We start from the raw sequence: 19533 nt of genomic DNA on the forward strand, positions 1-19533 counted from the left end.
GCTCCACGGCTTATGCTAGTCACTAAACTGTGCGGGCGCAATATTTTACGCAAGCGCTTTCCGGATTACACCCTAACAGTTTCGTTATTTGATCCGTGGGCGTTCTGAGCGCGTACTGAACACATCATCAGGGAGGGGTTCATGAAACTCAAGATTACGCTGGGTGTGGGTCTGTGGGCGCTGGGTGCGTCAATGGTCCACGCCGCCGATCTCACGCCCCAGCAGGCGCTGCTCAGTCTGCAAGGGGAATGGACCGGGGCGCTGGAATACCGGGATTACCAGAGCGATCAGTGGTTTGGCCTGCCCGTCAGCCGCACAGTGACGGTGCTGGAGGACAAGGCGACGGTTCTGGAAACCTCACGCTATGACGACGGCCCAAAGACCGGCATCGTCTATATCTATAGCCTCTCCGCCTTTGAGCCGGATGGCAGGACTCTGGCCAGCGCCAGCTTTCGCAAGGGCAAACCGGCCTCCGAAGACCGCGAAACGGTCAGCCTCGCCAAAGGGGCGACGGCGGACAACTGGACCCTCTATTTCGAAAGCACCGCCACGGATGACGAGCGTCCGGCGCGTATCCGCGTTACGATGACGTATAAGGACAATGCCTATACGACGCTGAAACAGATCGACTTTACAGACGATGCCACCGAAACCTGGGTCACGCGCAATCGCTCACACATGAAACGGGTTAAGCCTTAAGCCGCCGGGTGTGGAAGTCGAGGTGGTCGTCGATGAAGCTGGCGATGAAATAATAGCTGTGGTCATAGCCTTCGTGTCGGCGCAGGGTCAGCTTTTGCCCGGCCACCTTGGCTGCCTGCTCCAGAAGATGCGGCATCAGTTGCGTCTCAAGAAAAGGATCGGCCAGCCCCTGATCGACCAGAATCTCATCAAACGGCAGGGCCTTGCCCCTGGCCAGACGCAAGGCCGCGTCAGAACGCTCCCACGCCTCGTGTGAGGGCCCCAGATAGGCAGTCATCGCCTTTTGCCCCCACGGACAGTGGACGGGCGAAGCGATAGGGGCAAAGGCCGAAACCGATTTGAACAGGTGCGGATAGTTCATGGCGAGCGTCAGCGCCCCGTGCCCGCCCATCGAATGGCCGGACAGACCCACGCGACTCATATCCGCCGGAAATTCCGCCGCGATCAGCTCCAGCAGGTCGTGCGTGACGTAGGTTTCCATCTGGAAATGCGCCGCCCACGGGCTTTGCGTGGCATTGACGTAGAAGCCCGCCCCCTGCCCCAGATCATAGGCCTCATCATTGGCAACCCCCTCACCGCGCGGTGAGGTATCCGGTGCCACGATCATCAGACCCAGTTCGGCCGCACGCTTATAGGCCCCGGCCTTTTCCGTGAAATTGTTGGCTGTGCAGGTTAGCCCCGACAGCCAGATCAGCACCGGGAAAGGCCCCTCACCTTCGGGTACGAAGACGCTCAGCGCCATGGGCGTCTGGGTCGCCGCCGAGTCGTGCTTCACAAAGCTCAGCGTGCCTCCGAACAGGCGGTGTTGCGCGGTAATGTCCATGATAAGCCCCTCAGATCAGTCGGCGCAGCAGGATACCGGGCAGGATGACGCCCTCGGCCATGTGAATTTCAATCAGATTTTCACGCTTGAAGCCCAGCGTCCGGTAAAACCCTTCGGCATTGAGCCCCGAATAGCAGACAAACTCGCGCAGGCCCGCCGCCTTGGCCTCTTTGAGGCAGTGCTGGAACAAGCGGCTGCCGACGCCGAACCCGGCAAAGTCCGGATGCGTGGCAAAGTGGCGGATATGGGCGACACCTTCGATCACTTCGCCCGAACCGGGGGCTTCGCGGGTGAAACCGCCGCACGCCGCGATCTGCCCGTCCATATCGGCCATGACGTAGAAGGTGCCGCAGGTCAGGAGCGCCGGGTCAAGCACGGTCAGAAACGGCAGCACCTCCTCGACCAGATCAGAGCCGTAGGACCGGTGCAGGCCCTCCTCATAGGCCAGACCCAGCATGTCCTCGATATCGGCGCGGTCTTCGGGGCGCGCGACCGTCAGCGCCAGCGATTCGGCATAGTCGCGGTCATCACCCGTATCGACACCGAACAGGACGTGTGGCTCCCACGGCCACGACCCGTGCCAGTTCTTTTGCAGGCACGACGAATGACACCAGAAGTCCTGCGCCAGAGGCGAAAACTTGGCGGCGCGCCAGTGCGGCATCCACGTCGCGGTCAGGGTCACGGCGGCGTTTTCGTCCTCGATCGGCTCGGAACAGAAGACGCAGCTATAGGGTTCGACGTGCTCGATTTCGAAATCGTCGTCGTCTTCCATCAGAATACGATCACGCTCCGGATGCTTTCGCCGGCGTGCATCAGGTCGAAGGCTTCGTTGATGCGCTCCAGCGGCAGGGTGTGGGTGATCATCGGGTCGATCTCGATCTTGCCGTCCATGTACCAATCGACGATCTTCGGTACGTCGGTGCGGCCGCGCGCGCCGCCAAAGGCCGAGCCCTTCCACACGCGCCCGGTGACGAGCTGGAACGGACGGGTCTTGATCTCGGCACCCGCCGGGGCCACGCCGATAATGATGCTTTCGCCCCAACCGCGATGGCAGGCTTCGAGCGCCTGACGCATGACCTCGACATTGCCGGTACAATCGAACGTGTAATCCGCCCCGCCGCCGGTCAGTTCGACCAGATGCGCGACGATGTCGCCCGACACCTTTTTCGGATTGACGAAGTGGGTCATGCCGAAGCGACGGCCCCACTCTTCCTTAGAGTCGTTGATATCGACTCCGACAATCTTGTCCGCGCCGACCAGCTTAAGCCCCTGAATGACGTTGAGACCGATACCGCCCAGACCGAACACCACGGCATTGGCCCCCGGCTCGACCTGCGCCGTGTGGATCACCGCACCGACGCCGGTCGTCACGCCGCAGCCAATATAACAGGCCTTGTCGAACGGCGCGTCCGGGCGAATCTTGGCCAGCGCGATCTCCGGCAGGACGGTGTGATTGGCGAAGGTCGAACAGCCCATATAGTGATGGATGGCCTGCCCCTTATACGAAAAGCGCGACGTGCCGTCCGGCATCAGCCCCCTGCCCTGCGTGCCGCGAATGGCGGTACACAGGTTGGTCTTGCGGCTGAGGCAGGATTTGCACTGGCGACATTCCGGCGTGTAGAGCGGGATAACGTGATCGCCGGGTTTCAGCGAGGTGACGCCAGGGCCGACCTCCAGCACGACGCCCGCGCCTTCGTGGCCGAGTATGGAGGGAAACAGCCCCTCGGAATCGAGCCCGTCCAGCGTATAGGCGTCGGTATGGCAAACCCCCGTCGCCTTGATTTCGACCAGCACTTCGCCGTGGCGCGGCCCCTCCAGATCGACCTCGACGATCTCCAGCGGCTTTTTGGCTTCAAACGCGACGGCGGCACGGGTCTTCATGGGGTCTCTCCGTGAGAGCGCATTCCCAAAAGTGTGAAACGGTTTTTGGAACAGAATGCGCGGTCAGACAAAAACGTTAAAAGCACCGCTTCGATTCCCTCTGAACGAAACGCGCCCTAACCTGAAGCCGAACCTAAGACCCCGCTCCGCGCCGGGCAAGCCCAAACCGGCACGTGGCGCCGATAAAAGCTGTGTTTAAACCGCGTCGCAGTATGCCCCCCGACCGGTAATCGAAGACCATCGCCATCCTCTTGTTTTAAAAACAATTTTTTGTGATGCCACTTCGGCGATAGAGAAAGCCTTAAGACTCTGCGCGTAATTTGTAACCCTGTTATATACCGGAGAGGCGCATCTCGGCGGGGTCAACCCTTAGCCGCTTTGGCTTTCCGGACAGAGTTCGGGGTAAAAAATGAGCATCAAGTTCAAGATTCTGGCGCTGGTCGCCGCCTTCGCCATCATCGCTTCGGCCATTACGGGGCTGGGTCTGGCAACCATCGGAGACTACAACAAGATTTTGGCCAGCTACGGCAATGCCAACCAGAACGCCTATAATGGCGAAAAGCTCAACCGGCTTGTGACGCTTGTGGTGATGGAATCCCGCGGCGTGTACATGGCCGAAAACACCGAAAAGGCCAAGAAGTTCGCCGATGGCGTCGATAAGGGTCTCGACGATATTCAGGCGCTTCTGACCTCCTGGAAGGCCACGCTTGAGCCCAACGAACTGCCGGCCTTTGCCGCCGTCGAAGCCAAGGCGCAGCAATTCATCACCTTCCGCCGGGAAATCGCCCGCGTGGGCCGCGACATCGCGCCGGAAGAAGCCAACAAACTGGGCAATAACGAAGCCAACCGCGCCAACCGTTCGGGCTTCCAGAAAGACATCGACGCCATGGTGACCGCCATCCGCGCCGATCTGGATAAGTCGCAGGCCGAGGTGGCCGCCTACAGCAAAACCCGCTCCACCCTCTTCCTGCTGATGGCCGTCACGGGCATTCTAGCCCTTCTGGCCGTCTCCCTGTGGGTCGCCATCAAGGCCATTTCGCGCCCGATCCAGAACATCGACCGCAGCGTGACGCGCATTTCCGAAGGCGCCTATGACACGCCGATTCCGGACCATACGGCGAAGGACGAAATCGGCAGCCTGTGGCGTTCGATCCGCGTCCTGCGCGACCGCGCCGCCGAAGCCGAACAGCTTAAATTCGAGCAGCAGATGGCCGAGAAGCGCGCCTATCAGGAACTGATGGCCGAACGTAACCGCATCGCGGCCGAGTTTGAAAAGCACATGGGCGAACTGGCCACGCGCTTCATCTCCTCGTCGCGTACCGTTGCCGAAGCCGCCCGCGGCCTCAACGAAACCGCTGAGGACACCTCAACCCGCGCCGCTTCGGTGTCGCAGGCCGCTATTGACGCTGCCAACAATGTGCAGAACGTTGCCGCCGCCACCGAGGAATTGTCGGCCAGCGTCGGCGAAATCAACCATCAGGTCGTCCGCACCGCCGAAGTAACGCAAAGCGCCGTCGAAGAAGCCAAGAAGACCGAAGAGGCCATTCAGACGCTTTCGACCGCCGCCCAGCAGATCGGTGAGGTCATCAACCTCATTCAGGCCATCGCCGCCCAGACCAACCTGCTGGCGCTCAACGCCACCATCGAATCGGCACGCGCCGGGGAAGCCGGTAAGGGCTTTGCCGTTGTGGCCTCCGAAGTGAAGCAACTGGCGCAGCAAACCGCCAAGGCCACCGACGACATCCGCTCCAAGATTTCGGAAATCCAGTCGGCAACGGCGGTCACGGTCGGCTCCATCGACGCCATCGTCCGGACGATCGAAACCATCGGCGGTCTGACCGGCTCTATCGCGGCCTCGGTCGAACAACAGGGCGCGGCGACCAATGAAATCGCCGCCAATACCAACCGCGCCGCTACCGGTACGCGCGACGTGACCGGCCACATTACCGGCGTCGATCAGGCGGCCCAGATGACCGGCCACGCGGCGCAGCAACTACTGGGCCTGTCGTCGGAACTGGAAGAACGCTCCGCCGACCTGCAAGGTGAGGTCGTGGCCTTCGTGCAGCGCCTGCGCGCCGCGTAACGCGCTTAAGACAAAGCGTTTCCGATAAAATCCCCCCGCCGGTGCGTGTCTCCGGCGGGGGTTTTTTATGCGTCCAGAGGATTGTCCGGCAGCTTCCAGTCGATAGGCGTCACGCCCTGCGCCTTTAGCCAGTCATTGGTTTTGGAAAAGGGCCGGCTGCCCAGAAAGCCGTTGTGCGCCGACAAAGGCGACGGGTGCGCCGATTTCAGCACCAGATGGCGCGAGGCATCGACAAAGGCCGCTTTTTTCTGCGCATAGGCCCCCCACAGGATGAAGACGACGGGCTGCGGTAACGCATTGACGCGTGCAATCACCGCGTCGGTGAACCTTTCCCAGCCGCGCCCCTGATGCGCCGCCGCCTTGCCCTCCTCGACCGTCAGGACGCTGTTGAGCAGCAGCACCCCCTGCTTGGCCCAGTGTTCCAGAAAGCCATGCCGCGCGGGCGGGATGCCGAGATCGCTCTGCATCTCCTTGTAGATATTGACCAGAGACGGCGGGATGCGCACGCCCGGCCGCACGCTGAAACACAGGCCGTGCGCCTGACCTTCGCCGTGATAGGGGTCCTGCCCCAGAATGACGACCTTGACCTGATCGAGCGGCGTCAGGTCCAGCGCCCGGAAATACTCGCTGCCCTTGGGGAAGATGCGCTTGCCGTGGGCCTTTTCGTCTTTCAGAAAGGCCTTGAGCGATTGCATGTACGGGCTGTGGAATTCCGGCGTCAGCGCTGCCTTCCAGCCGGGTTCGAGGCTAATGCCGTCCGTTGCAGGCGTGGCGGTCATAATATCTATCCTTTGGCACGGTAAGACATGATGTGTGGTGCCGAGACCTGCCCCCGACTCTGCGCCCGCGTCAAGCCGACGGATCGTCTGCCTGTCCGCGTAAAACCGCACAGACCAATTGATAACCGTTCGCAAGCATGAGAGACTGCGAGCGGGCGGGACTGATGAGAGAAGGAATTTCCATGCGCACATTCGCATTCGCCGCGGCCGTGATCCTCGCCGCCACACCGGTCTTTGCCGCCCCGGCCACATCAGACCTGATCGGTAATGACGGCAAGACCATCGGCACCGTCACCGTCACCCCGGCCCCCAAGGGCGTCATCCTGCACATCGAAGCGACGGGCCTCAGCGAAGGCTGGCACGGCGTGCACTTCCATTCAAAAGGCGACTGCGGCGACACGGCCAAGTTCCAGAATTCCGGCGGCCACGTCCATGACGCCAGCCACGGCGCGCTGGTGCACGGCCTGCTTAACCCCGCCGCCAATGACGATGGCGACCTGACCAATATCTATGCCGGTAAGGACGGCGTGGCCAGGGCCGAAATCTTCTCGTCGCTGGTCAGCTATGAACCCACCCCTGGCAAGTCGGCCCTGAAAGACGCCGACGGCGCGGCGGTCGTTGTCCATGCTTCGCCCGACGACTATTCGAGCCAGCCCATCGGGGGTGCCGGGGCGCGCGTTGCCTGTGCGGTGGTGAAATAGCCGGTAAAAAAGCCCCTTCCAGGAGGCCGGAAGGGGCAGTGGCTCAGGGAAGTCACCCAGAAAAGACTTCAATGAGAACTCTCACCCCCTCACTATGACGCTACACGCATAGCGATCCCATCGGGGAAGCGCGCGCGCCCATAAGAAACCGGTAAATTTCAAAACGCGGGTGCGGCAGCGACCTCGATCCTGCGCCCGTCTGCCGGATGCGGAAATGCCAGATATTCGGCATGGAGCCGCAATCGCGGGCTGAGCGCGCGCACCTCATCCGGCGCATAAAACTCATCGCCCAGTATCGGATGGCCCAGCGCCATCATATGCACCCGGAGCTGATGCGAACGCCCGGTAACGGGCTCCAGCACCACCCGCGTGCGCCCCGCCTCGCGCGCCAGAACCGTGTAGCGGGTCAGCGAGGGTTTTCCGACCTCATGATCGACCTTCTGGCGCGGGCGATTGGGCCAGTCGCAGATCAGCGGCAGATCGACCTCGCCCTGCTCGGCGGCCACCTCACCAGCGACCTCTGCCACATAACGCTTGGCGACCTGTCGCTCCGCAAAGGCGATGGACAGGGCACGGTGGGCCTCAGCTCCCCGCGCCATCAGGATCAGGCCGGAGGTCGCCATATCCAGCCGATGCACAATCAGGGCGTCCGGCCACCGGGCCTGCACGCGCAGGGCCAGCGAGTCTTTGTTCTCCGGCAACCGTCCCGGCACAGACAGCAGGCCCGCCGGTTTATCGAAGACCAGCACGCTATCGTCGGCATAAAGCGGCGTCATCACAGGTGCGTCAGCCCCAAAAACGGCCTGGGGTCGGGGCAGACCTGTGTCCACAGGTCGCGCTCGGAGCGTTTAAAGACGCCGGGAAAGTCGCCCGACCGCCCGCCGAGATCGAGAATGACCTGAAAATGCAGGTGCGGCGACCAGCCGCCATTGACGCTGTCATCGCCCAGACGCGCCAGCCTGTCGCCCGCTTTGAACACCTTGCCAGCAAACAGACCGTCGAGACTATCGCGGCTGAGATGCCCGTATAGGGTCCAGAAGGTCAGGCCGGGCCGTGGTTCATGTTGTACAATAACCGTCGGGCCGTAGTCCTTGATATTATTGTTATCCTGAAACGAATGCACTGACCCGGACAATGGCGCAAACACCTCTGTTCCCGCCGCAGCGAACAGGTCGATCCCCAGATGCAGGGTACGCCGTTCGCCGCCGTCTCCGGCAAAGACGTCGCTGTCGTAAATCCCGCGATCCTCGTCATAGCCCCCGATGCGCAGCGGTTCACCCGCCGCCACGGCCCAGCCGCGCGGCATATCGCTCTCCCAGCCTTCGGCCCTCAGCCCTTCGGCATCGAGGCGGATGGAACGGGCGGTTTCAAGCCCCGCCATAATCCCGGCACTGGGTTCGGGGCGCTCAGCCAGCCACAGATGATAGGCGGCCAGCCGTTCGGAAGCAGTCACAGACATCATGCGGCACTTTAGCGATAATAGCTGCGCGACCCTACCCCTTTTTCATACTGACAGCGCCTGTCCATTCGCCGTAGATAGTCGCCGTACCCTTCAAGGAGACAGGCATGAGCATCTATATCGGTATCGGCGGCTGGAACTTCGAGCCGTGGCGCGGCACCTTCTATCCAGACGGCCTGTCGCAAAAGAAAGAGCTGGACTATGCCAGCCGCAAACTGACCTCCATCGAGATCAATTCGACCTATTACGGCGCGCAGAAGCCGGAAACTTTCGCCAAATGGCGCGACGAGACGCCGGAGGGATTCATTTTTTGCGTCAAGGGCTCGCGCTACACCACCAATCGCCGCGTGCTGGCCGAAGCCGGCGAGTCGATTGAAAAATTCATCACCTCCGGCGTCACCGAACTGAAGGACAAGCTGGGTCCGATCAACTGGCAGTTCATGGCCACCAAAAAGTTCGACGCTGAGGATTTCGAGGCCTTTCTGAAGCTCCTGCCCGCTTACTACGACGGGGTGAGCCTGCGCCACGCGGTTGAGGTGCGTAGCCCGACCTTTCAGACGCCGGAATTTATCGACATGGCACGCCACTACAAGGTCGCCGTGGTCAACGCCTTTGACGAAGACTTCCCGCAGATCGGCGATCAAACGGCGGACTTCGCCTATCTGCGTCTGCTGGGCACCGAGGAAAACGAGCCGATCGGCTATACGCAAGCCGCACTCGATGAATGGTCCGGGCGGCTGAAGGCCATCGAAAACGGCACGGTGCCTGACGATATTGCCTGCGTCGGCGAAAGAAACCGTCACGAAAGCGGCGCTAAAAGGCGCGAAGTCTTCGCCTATGTCATCAGCGGGGACAAGGTGAAGAACCCGCACGCCGCCATGGCCCTGATCGAGAGAGTGAAATGAAGCGTATCGCCCTAAGCCTCGTCCTTTTGAGCACCACACCGGTCCTGGCCGCCGAACCCCACGTGGCCGAGCGCGCACGCAAAGATTACAAGAGCTTGCAGCAAATCGCTCAGGGGCTGACCGATCCGCAGATCCGCGCGGCAACCGTTGACGCCTTGTCGCCAAACACATGCCTGCGCCATCGCGCCGGACTGACCGCCGAAGGCAAGGCAGTCATCGTCACGCGACTGGCGGCGGGCGGCTTCGTCGCCGATACCGGCCCGCAAACCACCGCCGGGGTCTTCCCGCCGGTCATTGCCGACGGCAGCGCCTGCCCCACCCTCGCTCAGCCGTTTGTGGCGGCGCCCGGCGGCCCCCTCCATTCGCACCACGGCTGGCCCGGCGGCTTACCGGAGCACGAACGCTTCAATCAGCGTTCCGGCGCGGCCCTGTCGGCGCTCTACAGCGAAAGCGCGGGCCTGCCGGTGGACGCCAGCCTCGTCTCGGCCGCCGCCCTGTGGCACGACTGGGCCAAGGCGCTGGTCTTCCAGTGGCAGGCCGACGGCACCACCCTGCCCGAACTGCGCATCGGCGGGGCCAATGGCACGGGCGCGCACCACGTGCTCGGCCTGTCTGAGAGCATGGCGCGCAAGCTGTCGCCGCGTCTGGTGATCACGCAGGCCTGCGCCCACACGGCCCCGGTCGGTGACGGCGCGGCAAAGGTCGCCACCTGGCTGGAAGCTGCCGCCATCATCGCCCGCGTCGATCCGGTCAAGGCCGGGTATCTGCGCGAAGGCCCTAACGGTCTGGAGATCAACTGGGGTAACGGGGCGAGCGGCGAAACCGGCGTCTGGCGCGAATGCTTCATCCATAACGAATCAGACGCCGGCTATATCCATTCCGGTGCCGCCGAAAAAACCGCCGACACCGTGCTGGAAAGGCTGGCCCCGCGCTTTGGCTATGACCCCAAGGTCAGCGGCTATCTGATGAAATTCCGCCACGTCGTGCTGGCCGAACTGGGGGCCGACCGCATTCAGGCCTTCGTCAGCGCGGGCGACGAAGCGGCGCTGGTGAAAGCGATCGAAGCGCTTAAGACTAAGGGCTTGCTGTAACCGCCTCCCCAGACAAGCTGGGGGAGGCGATAGGTTTACTCCCCCAGCAGCGTCTTCTGCCAGAACATCAGGCTGGTCCAGAACTGATAGTCCTGATTGGCCTTTTTGGCGAAGCCATGCCCTTCATCCATGCCGACCAGATGCCAGGCGAGACCGCCGCGGGCACGCACGGCCTCGACGATCTGATCGGCTTCCGACTTGGGCACACGCGGATCATTGGCCCCGGTGACCACCATCAACGGCACCCGCAGTTCGCTGACCCGCGTCATGGGCGAAATCTCTAGCAGCTTGGCCTTCTGCTTCGGGTCACGCTCGTCGCCATATTCGACACGGCGCAGATCACGGCGATAGCTTTGGGTATTTTCAAGGAAGGTCACGAAGTTGGAAATGGCCACCACGCAATTGGCGCCTTTCAGACGCGCGCCGTAACGGATACCCACAGCGTAACACATATAGCCGCCATAGGAGCCGCCGGTGACCGCAAACTTCGCGGCGTCAAGGCCGGCATCCTTTTCCAGCACATCGAGGAAGGCCCCGATATCCTTCACAGAATCCTCGCGCTTGAACGGCCCGTTATCGAGCGAGACGAAGCGCTTGCCAAAGCCGGTCGAGCCGCGCACGTTCGGATAGAAGATGGCGATACCCAGCTCATTGAGCAGGTAGTTGTTGCGCCCAAGGAAACCGGTCGTCGATTGCCCTTCGGGGCCGCCGTGAATGTTAACAATCAGCGGCCGCTTGCCGGGGAATTTTTTGGGGTCCGGGCGATAGAGGAAGCCTGACACCTTTTCCTTGTCGAACGAGGTGACCTCGACAAATTCCGGCTCAACATTGACATTGGGGTCAAGCCCGCCCGTCTCCGACTGCGTCCAGCGCTTCACCGCCATGGTTTTGGGGTCGATCGAATAGGCGTCCGATGCCGCCTTGGCCGAAGCGACCGTGACGCCAATCTCCCCCCATGGCGCGATGGCAAAACCGCCCACCGTGCCCTGCGGCAAGGCAGTGACCGGCGTGGATGTGCCCGTCTTCGGGTCCAGAAGTTTCAGGCGCGAGACCCCGGCCTCGTTGACCGAATAGGCGATAAAGCTGCCGTCTTCGGCGATCTCGAAACTTTCGACATCCCATTTGGGCTCAGGCGATCTGGGCGTGAACTTGCCCGTCTTTATATCCAGAGTCCCCAGCCGCTTGAAGTCAGAGCCGCTATCCGATGTGACCCACAGAGTACCATCGGGCGCGAACTGCGCGCCGCTCCAGGCAATGTCCGTCTTCTGGTCGCCGATAGGCGTCATCTGACGCGTTTGCAGGTCTAACAGGAAGAGGTTGGACTTGGTGACCGAGATATATTGCGCGACCACCGCCGTTTTTTTGTCCGGTGCAAAGTCCGCGAAGCCCCAGCCGCCGCCGCTGACCTGCGCCACCATACGGTCGGTCTTCGGATCGCGCGGGTTCATCACATAAAGGTCGGTATCGGCACCGTTGCGGCGGGTCGAACTATAGGCGATCAGCTCACCATCCTTGGAAAAGCCCTGAAACGTGTTGCGGCTCTTGCCGTCGGTCAGCAGGGTCAGCCGGCCGTCCTTGAGCGTATAGAGCTGAAAAAACTCATTGCCGCCCGTGTCCTTGGACACCAGCAGCACGTCACCCTTGGGCGAGAGGGTGCCGCCGACCGGCTCGGCCTCAAACGAGATCTGGGTGCGCGCCCCCATCGGCATCTTTACGCTATGCAGTTGCGCCGTATTACCGAAACGCGTCGAAATCAGCATCGAGCGATCGGTCGGGTCCCAGCCGCGGAAGCTGGCCGTGCGAAACTCCATATAAGGCCGTGTGGCCGCGACAATGCTGTCCGGGACGGCCGGAATACCATCGGCGATCAGATTGGCCGGCTTTTCGGCATCCGCCACAGCCATCATCGGCATGAGCGACACACCGGCAGCCAGAGCCACGGTCAACAGGGATTTACGCATGAAAAGAGCCTCCCACCTGAGAATGAGGACTGACTAAATCACAGTCCGGACGCATCTGAAACGGTTTTATCGGCAACCATCGCCCTGCAATCGTTACCACCTCAGGCTTCGGGGCATGGGGCACGGCGCTTTTTTTTCCAAAACGCGTTAAGACTCGAATTTACCGCCACCTTATCCGTGTTAACACATGCCGGATGTCATCCTTACCGGTCCGTCGTGTAGTCCTGTTATCCGGACGTTTGACCGTACACGGCACAATAAAGCGTCCTGATCGCCGAAAAGCGACCGGTTTATGGCCACTATTGCGCCGAATTACAGGCGCAGGGTCGCCCTGAAAACCCGATGGCCGAATGCCATGTCCTACTCATGATGGTCAGGGCTTGCGGACGGCTGATAAACAGACGCTGACGGCCTTCTTCAAAAACGCAGACAGTGTATCGTTTTTCACAAGGGGAGAGGTTCATGACCCCGCAACTGATGCCTGCCCGCCGCCCGTCCCACGCCCTTCCCCGCCTGAGCGCGGTCCGCCGGAGCCTGTCCGATGCGCCCGCACCCGATGTCGCGGATATCTTCGTCGGACTTGTGTCCCGCCTGAACGCCGTGGCGATCCAGGTGCATCGCACCGCCACCCTGCGCTCGGACTGCACCGACATACGCACCTATGCCCGGCACATGGGCGAAAGCCATGTGTGGCTGAATGAGGCCTTGCTGACGGCGCTGGAAAAGGCCGGATCGTCGCTGACGCCCGACTATGTGCCCTCGCCGGAGCAACAGCGCGATATCGACGCCCTGCAACTGAGTGAGACGGCGCGCTTCGATATCGACTATATCCGGTTCCAGAACCGGCTTTATCTCGACATGCTGAGCCTGTGCGAACGCTTCCTGCGCACGCGGCCCTCCATGGCCAATCTCAGCATCTATGCCCTGACCCTGTGCGACTATCTGCGTCATCACCTGACCCAGTTTGCCCCGACCTTGTCCCCGAAACAGGCCTCAGCCGCCTAAAAAACGCACCTCAACGGTCTGTGATCAAAGCGCATTTTCGTTTGCATAGGCGATGGGATCGCCTATCCTTCCTGTTCTATGGAGGGCCTGATGGGCGAACTTTATGATGTGCCGCTGAAGCGGATTGACGGTAGCGAAACCTCGCTGAACGCTTATGCGGGTAAGGTGCTGTTGATCGTCAATGTGGCGTCGAAATGTGGCCTGACCCCGCAATATGAGGCGCTGGAAGCCCTCTATCGCGCCAGACACGCTGACGGTCTGGAAATCCTCGGCTTCCCGGCCAACAATTTCATGGGGCAGGAGCCCGGCACGGATCAGGAGATTGCCAGCTTCTGTCAGACGGCCTTCGACGTGTCCTTCCCGCTGTTCTCCAAGATCAGCGTGGCGGGCCCGGACAAGCATCCGCTGTACGACGCTCTGACCACGGCCTGGCCGGACGCCACCGGGTCCGAGCTGATGCGCGAAAAGTTTGCAGGCTATGGCTTTCCCCCGACTCCGCGCGGCGAAGTCCTGTGGAATTTCGAGAAATTCGTGATTGGCCGCAAAGGTGACGTCGTGGCGCGCTTCTCCCCTGACGTGGCCCCGGACGATGTGCGCCTGATCGACGCCATCAACAAGGCGCTGGCGGCATAGAGCATTCGTCGGCTTAGTTGAGCTGCCGAATAGCTCTAAGTTTTTGTGGGGTCGCGTGACGCTACCTCAAGCGAAGGCCCGCGCTGCCATCAGCAGGGTATGCAGTTGCGAACGGCTGAGACGACGCAGTTCGGGCAGCAGGCGCGGCTGAGCGATATGCACGATCTGCGCATCGCGGTACCACGGCAGGTCGATGAGTGCGTGGGCCGTTGATGAGACGGGCGGCAGCAGGTCCATAGGGTGCGCCCCCAACTGTTCGCAAATCCGGATCAGCATGGAGCAACTGACGCGGTTGGCAGCTTTTTCGTACTTTTGCAACTGCTGAAAGGTGACGCCCAAACCCGCCGCCAGATTTTCCTGAGTCAGGCCGCGCGCCTTGCGGATCAGGCGGATATTCTGCCCCACCACCACATCAACCGGATGTCCTGTCTCTCGCATTAGTGCTCCTCCCTCGCCTGAACAAGGGTGGCGATACACGCACAGATTGTCAATTCATTTTATGCGTTTGATGCTTTTATTCACTCTCACTACGCAACACGATGGGATAGACCCCCGCAATATCGGCCATGGACAGGGTTTCCGTTACCCAACGATGGGCGGACTCTTCGGCCACCAGCCGCTCCACCCAAAGCTCGGCGGCCTGGCGCAGGTAGAAGCGCGGTAGAGAACGCCCGTCACGCAGGCGCACAATGACCCCCTCCCCCGGTTTCGGCGGACGCTCCGTATCGCAGATGGCAAAGGCACCGGCGCGCACATAGGGACTGAGCTCATTGGTGTCGATGCGTACCTGTTGCAGACCGGCGCGGTTAAACGCCGTCAGATCGACGCCAGCCGAGGCCGAAAGCCCCGGTCCCGTCGTGTCTTCGGTGGCATACGACATATCTGTCGCCAGCAGTTCCACCTCCGCCTCCAGATCGCGCAGCGTGAAGCCCAGCGCCCGCACGACTTTCGAGCGCACGGCCAGACGATCGAGGAAGGCGCGACTTTCCCCGCTTTCGTAACGCGCCCAGGTCGGCTGAGACGTACCGGCGGCCTCGGCGGCCTTGTCCTGCGACAGACGTGCGCGCATCCGCAACTGTGCCAGAGCCTGCCCGTAGATAAGCGCCTTGTCCAAATCTCGCCTCCTGCTTGCAGCATAGTGCCGCAAGCGAGCGCCGGACAACAGCCCTAATTCCACAGTCGAGTTGCTATTTTTGCAACGAAGCGTTTTTGATTGCTCCACTATTCGCAACACTGCATCCGTCTATATTGACGCTCAACAGCTACCCTTACTGCGAAAGGCCTAAGCCATGATCCAGCATCGTCCCTTTGAGAAGCTCTATAACGCCAAGCACGGCTGGCTGAACGCCCGTCATCATTTTTCGTTTGCCGACTATTACGACCCCAACAATATGGGCTGGGGGTCGATCCGCGTGTGGAATGACGACGAAATCGACTCGAAGTCGGGCTTTCCGCCGCACCCGCACGCCGACATGGAAATCATCACCTATGTGCGTGAAGGCGCCATCACCCACGAAGACAATCTGGGCAATCGCGGCCGCACCGAAGCCGGGGATGTTCAGGTCATGTCGGCCGGAACCGGCATCCGCCACGCCGAATATAATGTCGAGGACGTGCTGACCAAGATCTTCCAGATCTGGGTCATCCCCGACAAGCGTGGACACGCCCCGCGCTGGGGGGCCAAGCCCTTCCCCAAGGGCGACCGGGCGGGCAGGTTCGTGGCGCTGGCGTCCGGTTTTGATGATGATGCCGAGGCGCTGAAGATCAACACGCCGGCCCGTCTTCTGGGGGCAACGCTCCTGAGCGGCCAGTCGGAAAGCTACGCGCCGCAAAAAGGTCGTCATGTTTACGTGGTCTTAGCCGCCGGACGTGTTAAGCTTAACGGACTGGAGCTGAACGCGCGCGACGGGGCGGCCATCATCGACGAAGATGAGCTGACCTTCGAAGCGCTCGAAGACGCTGAAATTCTGCTTCTGGATGCCGCATAGATGCGACTGAAACCGCTCGTTACCCTCACGGCCCTGATCGGGCTCCCCCTCCTGCTTCAGGGCTGTGTCGCCGTGGCCGTTACCGGGGCTGCGGTCGGCACCGCCGTAGGGGTAACGGGCGCGGTCGTCGGCACCACCGGCAAAGTCATCGGCGCGGCTATTCCCGACGGGGATGACAAGAGAAAAGACAAGAAGAACAAGAAGGACGACGACTGATGCGCCTGACTGCCCTGGGGTCGGCTTCCCTGCTGGCTCTGTTTTCGCTGACGGCGTGCGGCTCGGAGGTCGAGAAGCCGCCCGAGCCCGAATCGACACAGGTCGATTCGCTGTCGGGTGTCGATCTGAACGCGCCGCTGAGCGTCATCGGAACAGAGCCCTTCTGGTCGCTGACACTCACCGAGCGGGACGTCACCTTTGAACGGCCGGGCGAAGAGGCGCAGGTCTTCCCGCGTCACCTGTTCGAGATCAATAAGGACAAGAGCGGCCCCAAGCGCGCCGAGCTGCTGTCCAACGAGATGAGCCTGACCCTGATCGCCCAGACCTGTTCCGACGGTATGAGCAACCGCACCTACCCGCTGACCGCCGAGGTCAATCTGGGCGACGAGGTGCTCAAGGGCTGCGCCACCCCGACCGCAAACCTTGAAAAGGACAAGCCCTGACCCACACCCAAGCCCGGAGATCGTCTTGGAGATGCCGGGCGTCGTTTCAATGACGATCCCAGGCAACAAAAAAGGCCTCCCGCAAAGGGATAATGCAGTTCACTTAAGGGCCGATACAGTTCTCTGGTCGTATTTTCTGGGCAGAGTTTTGACGACACGGGGGCATGATCGCCCCCGTTTTGTTGAGAGTAACAAATCGCCGAGTCTGTTTCGCAGCCTGACGAGATGTGCTGGGATTTTTCCGGGTGCTTCGATCGCCATCCATCCCCATTCCTGACGCAGATAATGCAATGTGGCGGTAAAGCTGAGCTGAGTTGGCGGAACTTCGGCTTCGACGGCGATTTCGGCCATTTCCAATCGGACCAGATTGTAGGCCAGCAATGCCCCCCAGACCTCTTGGCAGACGGTTTCGGGGGTTCCGCTACGCAGGGTAAGTTCACTGCCAAGAAGCTCCTGCTTGAGTTCGCGATAGCTGGTTTCGATGCGCCAGCGTTCCTCGTACTGATGGACGATGTCCTTGGCCGGATAGGCCTTGGTATCCATCAGGGATGTCAGCAGGATGCGCTTTTTGCCATGTCGCGTGGTCGTCTCGATCGCCCTGGCCTCCCATGAGGCGGGTAATCCCGGTTCAGCCTGGCGGGCCTGCGGTGACACCTTCATACGCACCCGATAGTCACCCGGGGTTTGATCCAGGCGCTCCCACACGCAGTTTGCTTTGGCCGGGATCAACCAATGGCGCTGCGTGCCTTGGGTCTGCAACCGCAGCAAAAGACTAGCACTAAAGAATCCCTTGTCGAAGACTGTCAGAGAATGGTCCGGCACCTGGTCAACAAGGGATTTAGCGTAGAGCATCTCGTTTGTATCGTAGGCGCCAAACACCGCGTCGCGCACCAGATGTGTAGCAAGGGCCGTCAACGTCAGCAGGCGTAACTGCGGATAAATGGCAACAACGCCCGACGTGTAGCTTTGAGCGCCAAAATGTGCACGGTTCTCCTCGCTGTCGGACGTCCGCAACGTGCTTCCATCCACGGCGTAACGCGTAAGTCCGCGCCAGGCTCGACCGTTTTGATGCCGCTCGTCCCAGCAGGCGGCGCATATGGCAAAGAGCTGCGCCAAAGGGGCTTGACCCAAGCGTTGCCGGGCCTGGGTCAGGGCACTCTTGGCAATATCGGGATTCACCTCGTCGGGCAAAGCAAGGCTAAGATGGGCAGCCACATCCGCAATCGACTGATGGCGATAAAGAGCGAGCGCTATCACCAGCCACACCACCTGCTCCGCAGGAAGTTTGCGGCGCCGTACACTCGCCTTGCCTGTCGCCGCTAAGGCCTGCGAGATCCACCCGACATCGACCGAGCGGGAAAGAGCCGTTAAATCAACATGATGCCCAATGCGAGCGCGCATGAAAGTAAAGCCAGAATGATGAACGAATCACCATCCTGGCCCATATATTTTACTGAATGATTCTTAAGTGAACCGCATTATCCCGCAAAGGGAGGCCTTTTTATTTTCAGTCATTTGTTCGAATTAGTTCACCTTAACCGGCACCGGCACGTCGCAACCGGTGAGGCCGGCGGGGCTGAGCTTGCGCTTGGCTTCGATCACCGCAGCAAATTCCGGCGAGTGGGTGTCCATTACCTCGATCTTCGGGCGATCGGCTTCCGGCATATCGGCCAGCACCTGCACCTTGGTCATCACATCCGGATCGACCGGCGGCTCACCCAGCTTCAGCTTGCGCACCACATCCAGCCCGACCAGCGTCATGCCGAAGGCCGTATATTTGCGTTCCAGCGCATCCGTATAGGAGCGCATCAGGAAGAACTGGCTGTTGGCCGAATTCGGGTCCCCCGCACGCGCCATGCCGAGCGTACCTGAGCAATAAAGCCCCCAGGTTTCAACCTTGCTGTCCCTGGTGATTGCCATCAGGTCGTTAACCTGCGACTGTACCGGCAGGGCCTTGACATAGCCCGTCAGGATGCCGCGTTCGGTCTTCAGCGGCGTGATATCGAGCGTGGTGTCGCGACGAATGATAAATTCACCTGGTACGTTGGGCAGGCTCGAATTGCCCTCTCCCGTCCCCTTGGGGTCACCCGTCTGGGCCATAAAGCCTTCGATGACGCGGTGGAATTTCAGCCCGTTGTAAAAGCCCTGCCGCGTCAGCGTCTTCATGCGCTCGACGTGCTGCGGGGCCAGTTCGGGATACATTTCAACGATGACACGGCCCTTGTTCGTGTCGATCACCAGCGTGTTCTCGGCATCGACCGGACGATAGCCCGGCGTCGCCGCCATAGCGGCACCGGCCAGAAGCGTTGCGGCGATTGCCAGACCTGCCGCGCGCGCAGCCCCCATCATAGACGTCATTACTCTTTTCCAACCTTAGCCAAGAGCCGCTCAGCGACGCTTTTTGAAACGAACGGCGCGATGTTGCCGCCCAATTGGGCTATTTCTTTGACCAATCGGGACGCAATCGCCTGATGTCGGGGATCAGCCATCAGAAACACCGTCTCGATCTCACGGTTCATCTGCTGGTTCATCGCCGTCATCTGAAACTCGTATTCGAAATCGGCCACCGCGCGCAAGCCGCGAATGATGACAGACGCCCCAAGTTCCTCGGCAAAGTGCATCAAAAGGCTGTCGAAGGGCAAGACCTCGACACGATCGGCGAACGGAGCGCAGCTTTCGCGCAACATCTCGACCCGTTCGTCCAGCGTGAAGACCGGCGCCTTACCGGTATTGCGCGCCACCCCGATCACCAGATGATCAACCAGCTTAACCGCCCGGCCGATAATGTCCGAGTGTCCGTTGGTGATCGGGTCGAAGGTTCCGGGGTAAAGCCCTATCCTTTTGGCCATCTGATGTGGCTCCTTAT

Annotated in this window: 22 protein-coding genes; 10 read left to right on the forward strand and 12 right to left on the reverse strand. The window is 61.0% G+C overall.

Features of this window, described 5'->3' with window-relative positions; translation table 11 throughout:
- Positions 1-141 precede the first annotated feature (141 nt).
- Positions 142-699: a hypothetical protein gene (locus AACH73_RS15755; protein ID WP_272742595.1), complete on the forward strand. Its 558-nt coding sequence runs from the start codon at positions 142-144 to the stop codon at positions 697-699.
- Here AACH73_RS15755 and fghA read toward each other — a convergent pair.
- The 3 genes from fghA to AACH73_RS15770 are packed head-to-tail and all read right to left on the reverse strand — an operon-like array spanning position 689 to position 3403.
- On the reverse strand, positions 689-1522 hold the full coding sequence (gene fghA / locus AACH73_RS15760) for an S-formylglutathione hydrolase (RefSeq protein WP_272742596.1): 834 nt from the start codon (positions 1520-1522) through the stop codon (positions 689-691). The genes AACH73_RS15755 and fghA overlap by 11 nt on opposite strands.
- A 10-nt stretch (positions 1523-1532) precedes the next feature.
- Positions 1533-2294 carry a GNAT family N-acetyltransferase gene (locus AACH73_RS15765; protein WP_272742597.1) on the reverse strand — a complete coding sequence of 254 codons (762 nt, stop codon included), beginning with the start codon at positions 2292-2294 and terminating at the stop codon, positions 1533-1535.
- Positions 2294-3403 (reverse strand): S-(hydroxymethyl)glutathione dehydrogenase/class III alcohol dehydrogenase, encoded by a 1110-nt coding sequence (locus AACH73_RS15770; protein ID WP_272742598.1) that lies wholly within the window; start codon positions 3401-3403, stop codon positions 2294-2296. Before AACH73_RS15770 ends, AACH73_RS15765 begins: the two co-directional genes overlap by 1 nt.
- Before the next feature lie 409 nt (positions 3404-3812).
- Here AACH73_RS15770 and AACH73_RS15775 point away from each other — a divergent pair, with 409 nt between their 5' ends.
- Positions 3813-5486 carry a methyl-accepting chemotaxis protein gene (locus AACH73_RS15775; RefSeq protein ID WP_272742599.1) on the forward strand — a complete coding sequence of 558 codons (1674 nt, stop codon included), beginning with the start codon at positions 3813-3815 and terminating at the stop codon, positions 5484-5486.
- 65 nt (positions 5487-5551) lie between these two features.
- Here AACH73_RS15775 and ung read toward each other — a convergent pair whose 3' ends face one another.
- On the reverse strand, positions 5552-6265 hold the full coding sequence (ung, locus tag AACH73_RS15780) for a uracil-DNA glycosylase (protein ID WP_272742600.1): 714 nt from the start codon (positions 6263-6265) through the stop codon (positions 5552-5554).
- A gap of 182 nt (positions 6266-6447) precedes the next feature.
- On the opposite strand from ung, the gene AACH73_RS15785 reads away from it, so the two are divergent.
- On the forward strand, positions 6448-6966 hold the full coding sequence (locus AACH73_RS15785) for a superoxide dismutase family protein (RefSeq protein ID WP_272742601.1): 519 nt from the start codon (positions 6448-6450) through the stop codon (positions 6964-6966).
- 158 nt (positions 6967-7124) lie between these two features.
- Here the strand turns inward: AACH73_RS15785 and AACH73_RS15790 are convergent, their stop codons facing one another.
- Positions 7125-7742, reverse strand: coding sequence for a pseudouridine synthase (locus tag AACH73_RS15790; RefSeq protein ID WP_272742613.1), 618 nt, complete (start codon positions 7740-7742; stop codon positions 7125-7127).
- Positions 7742-8428: a peptidoglycan DD-metalloendopeptidase family protein gene (locus AACH73_RS15795; protein WP_272742602.1), complete on the reverse strand. Its 687-nt coding sequence runs from the start codon at positions 8426-8428 to the stop codon at positions 7742-7744. Before AACH73_RS15795 ends, AACH73_RS15790 begins: the two co-directional genes overlap by 1 nt.
- A gap of 104 nt (positions 8429-8532) precedes the next feature.
- Here AACH73_RS15795 and AACH73_RS15800 point away from each other — a divergent pair, with 104 nt between their 5' ends.
- Both AACH73_RS15800 and AACH73_RS15805 read left to right on the forward strand, forming a co-directional pair.
- Positions 8533-9330, forward strand: coding sequence for a DUF72 domain-containing protein (locus tag AACH73_RS15800; protein ID WP_338735839.1), 798 nt, complete (start codon positions 8533-8535; stop codon positions 9328-9330).
- Positions 9327-10421, forward strand: coding sequence for a hypothetical protein (locus AACH73_RS15805; RefSeq protein WP_338735840.1), 1095 nt, complete (start codon positions 9327-9329; stop codon positions 10419-10421). Before AACH73_RS15800 ends, AACH73_RS15805 begins: the two co-directional genes overlap by 4 nt.
- A 35-nt stretch (positions 10422-10456) precedes the next feature.
- Here AACH73_RS15805 and AACH73_RS15810 read toward each other — a convergent pair whose 3' ends face one another.
- Positions 10457-12382: a prolyl oligopeptidase family serine peptidase gene (locus AACH73_RS15810; protein WP_338735841.1), complete on the reverse strand. Its 1926-nt coding sequence runs from the start codon at positions 12380-12382 to the stop codon at positions 10457-10459.
- A 462-nt stretch (positions 12383-12844) separates the two neighbouring features.
- Here AACH73_RS15810 and AACH73_RS15815 point away from each other — a divergent pair, with 462 nt between their 5' ends.
- Positions 12845-13387 carry a DUF4142 domain-containing protein gene (locus AACH73_RS15815; RefSeq protein ID WP_272742606.1) on the forward strand — a complete coding sequence of 181 codons (543 nt, stop codon included), beginning with the start codon at positions 12845-12847 and terminating at the stop codon, positions 13385-13387.
- 90 nt (positions 13388-13477) lie between these two features.
- Positions 13478-14020: a glutathione peroxidase gene (locus tag AACH73_RS15820; RefSeq protein ID WP_272742607.1), complete on the forward strand. Its 543-nt coding sequence runs from the start codon at positions 13478-13480 to the stop codon at positions 14018-14020.
- Positions 14021-14086: 66 nt separating this feature from the next.
- On the opposite strand, the gene AACH73_RS15825 is transcribed toward AACH73_RS15820, so the two are convergent.
- A complete protein-coding gene (locus AACH73_RS15825) occupies positions 14087-14458 on the reverse strand; it encodes a helix-turn-helix transcriptional regulator (RefSeq protein WP_272742608.1) in 372 nt (123 codons plus the stop codon).
- 76 nt (positions 14459-14534) lie between these two features.
- Positions 14535-15134 carry a helix-turn-helix transcriptional regulator gene (locus AACH73_RS15830; protein WP_272742609.1) on the reverse strand — a complete coding sequence of 200 codons (600 nt, stop codon included), beginning with the start codon at positions 15132-15134 and terminating at the stop codon, positions 14535-14537.
- 175 nt (positions 15135-15309) lie between these two features.
- On the opposite strand from AACH73_RS15830, the gene AACH73_RS15835 reads away from it, so the two are divergent.
- The 3 genes from AACH73_RS15835 to AACH73_RS15845 are packed head-to-tail and all read left to right on the forward strand — an operon-like array spanning position 15310 to position 16667.
- A complete protein-coding gene (locus AACH73_RS15835) occupies positions 15310-16008 on the forward strand; it encodes a pirin family protein (protein ID WP_272742610.1) in 699 nt (232 codons plus the stop codon).
- A complete protein-coding gene (locus AACH73_RS15840) occupies positions 16009-16224 on the forward strand; it encodes an NF038104 family lipoprotein (RefSeq protein WP_272742611.1) in 216 nt (71 codons plus the stop codon). It abuts the gene before it with no gap.
- Complete coding sequence (locus tag AACH73_RS15845) at positions 16224-16667, forward strand: hypothetical protein (RefSeq protein ID WP_272742612.1); 444 nt, start codon at positions 16224-16226, stop codon at positions 16665-16667. The genes AACH73_RS15840 and AACH73_RS15845 overlap by 1 nt, the downstream gene beginning before the upstream one ends.
- A gap of 99 nt (positions 16668-16766) precedes the next feature.
- On the opposite strand, the gene AACH73_RS15850 is transcribed toward AACH73_RS15845, so the two are convergent.
- From AACH73_RS15850 to coaD, 3 genes are all read right to left on the reverse strand, one after another.
- Positions 16767-18068, reverse strand: coding sequence for an IS4 family transposase (locus tag AACH73_RS15850; RefSeq protein WP_338734844.1), 1302 nt, complete (start codon positions 18066-18068; stop codon positions 16767-16769).
- A 123-nt stretch (positions 18069-18191) separates the two neighbouring features.
- Positions 18192-19025, reverse strand: a complete 834-nt coding sequence (locus AACH73_RS15855) for a peptidylprolyl isomerase (protein WP_338735842.1) — start codon at positions 19023-19025, stop codon at positions 18192-18194.
- Entirely contained in the window at positions 19025-19516 is a 492-nt protein-coding gene (coaD, locus tag AACH73_RS15860; protein ID WP_013480556.1) for a pantetheine-phosphate adenylyltransferase, read from the reverse strand. The genes AACH73_RS15855 and coaD overlap by 1 nt, the downstream gene beginning before the upstream one ends.
- Positions 19517-19533 lie beyond the last annotated feature (17 nt).

The sequence above is a fragment of the Asticcacaulis sp. DW145 genome (genome assembly GCF_037101385.1).
GTDB classification, from domain to species: Bacteria; Pseudomonadota; Alphaproteobacteria; order Caulobacterales; family Caulobacteraceae; genus Asticcacaulis; species Asticcacaulis currens.

Excerpts from the sequence above, each read along its gene's own strand:
- AACH73_RS15800 (WP_338735839.1), top strand. The coding sequence starts at position 8,533 with ATGAGCATCTATATCGGTATCGGCGGCTGGAACTTCGAGCCGTGGCGC.
- AACH73_RS15820 (WP_272742607.1), top strand. The coding sequence starts at position 13,478 with ATGGGCGAACTTTATGATGTGCCGCTGAAGCGGATTGACGGTAGCGAA.
- AACH73_RS15790 (WP_272742613.1), bottom strand. The coding sequence starts at position 7,742 with ATGACGCCGCTTTATGCCGACGATAGCGTGCTGGTCTTCGATAAACCG.
- fghA (WP_272742596.1), bottom strand. The coding sequence starts at position 1,522 with ATGGACATTACCGCGCAACACCGCCTGTTCGGAGGCACGCTGAGCTTT.
- AACH73_RS15825 (WP_272742608.1), bottom strand. The coding sequence starts at position 14,458 with ATGCGAGAGACAGGACATCCGGTTGATGTGGTGGTGGGGCAGAATATC.
- AACH73_RS15770 (WP_272742598.1), bottom strand. The coding sequence starts at position 3,403 with ATGAAGACCCGTGCCGCCGTCGCGTTTGAAGCCAAAAAGCCGCTGGAG.
- AACH73_RS15815 (WP_272742606.1), top strand. The coding sequence starts at position 12,845 with ATGACCCCGCAACTGATGCCTGCCCGCCGCCCGTCCCACGCCCTTCCC.
- AACH73_RS15795 (WP_272742602.1), bottom strand. The coding sequence starts at position 8,428 with ATGATGTCTGTGACTGCTTCCGAACGGCTGGCCGCCTATCATCTGTGG.
- AACH73_RS15850 (WP_338734844.1), bottom strand. The coding sequence starts at position 18,068 with ATGCGCGCTCGCATTGGGCATCATGTTGATTTAACGGCTCTTTCCCGC.
- AACH73_RS15805 (WP_338735840.1), top strand. The coding sequence starts at position 9,327 with ATGAAGCGTATCGCCCTAAGCCTCGTCCTTTTGAGCACCACACCGGTC.
- AACH73_RS15775 (WP_272742599.1), top strand. The coding sequence starts at position 3,813 with ATGAGCATCAAGTTCAAGATTCTGGCGCTGGTCGCCGCCTTCGCCATC.
- AACH73_RS15840 (WP_272742611.1), top strand. The coding sequence starts at position 16,009 with ATGCGACTGAAACCGCTCGTTACCCTCACGGCCCTGATCGGGCTCCCC.
- AACH73_RS15835 (WP_272742610.1), top strand. The coding sequence starts at position 15,310 with ATGATCCAGCATCGTCCCTTTGAGAAGCTCTATAACGCCAAGCACGGC.
- AACH73_RS15855 (WP_338735842.1), bottom strand. The coding sequence starts at position 19,025 with ATGACGTCTATGATGGGGGCTGCGCGCGCGGCAGGTCTGGCAATCGCC.
- ung (WP_272742600.1), bottom strand. The coding sequence starts at position 6,265 with ATGACCGCCACGCCTGCAACGGACGGCATTAGCCTCGAACCCGGCTGG.
- AACH73_RS15845 (WP_272742612.1), top strand. The coding sequence starts at position 16,224 with ATGCGCCTGACTGCCCTGGGGTCGGCTTCCCTGCTGGCTCTGTTTTCG.
- AACH73_RS15755 (WP_272742595.1), top strand. The coding sequence starts at position 142 with ATGAAACTCAAGATTACGCTGGGTGTGGGTCTGTGGGCGCTGGGTGCG.
- coaD (WP_013480556.1), bottom strand. The coding sequence starts at position 19,516 with ATGGCCAAAAGGATAGGGCTTTACCCCGGAACCTTCGACCCGATCACC.
- AACH73_RS15785 (WP_272742601.1), top strand. The coding sequence starts at position 6,448 with ATGCGCACATTCGCATTCGCCGCGGCCGTGATCCTCGCCGCCACACCG.
- AACH73_RS15765 (WP_272742597.1), bottom strand. The coding sequence starts at position 2,294 with ATGGAAGACGACGACGATTTCGAAATCGAGCACGTCGAACCCTATAGC.
- AACH73_RS15810 (WP_338735841.1), bottom strand. The coding sequence starts at position 12,382 with ATGCGTAAATCCCTGTTGACCGTGGCTCTGGCTGCCGGTGTGTCGCTC.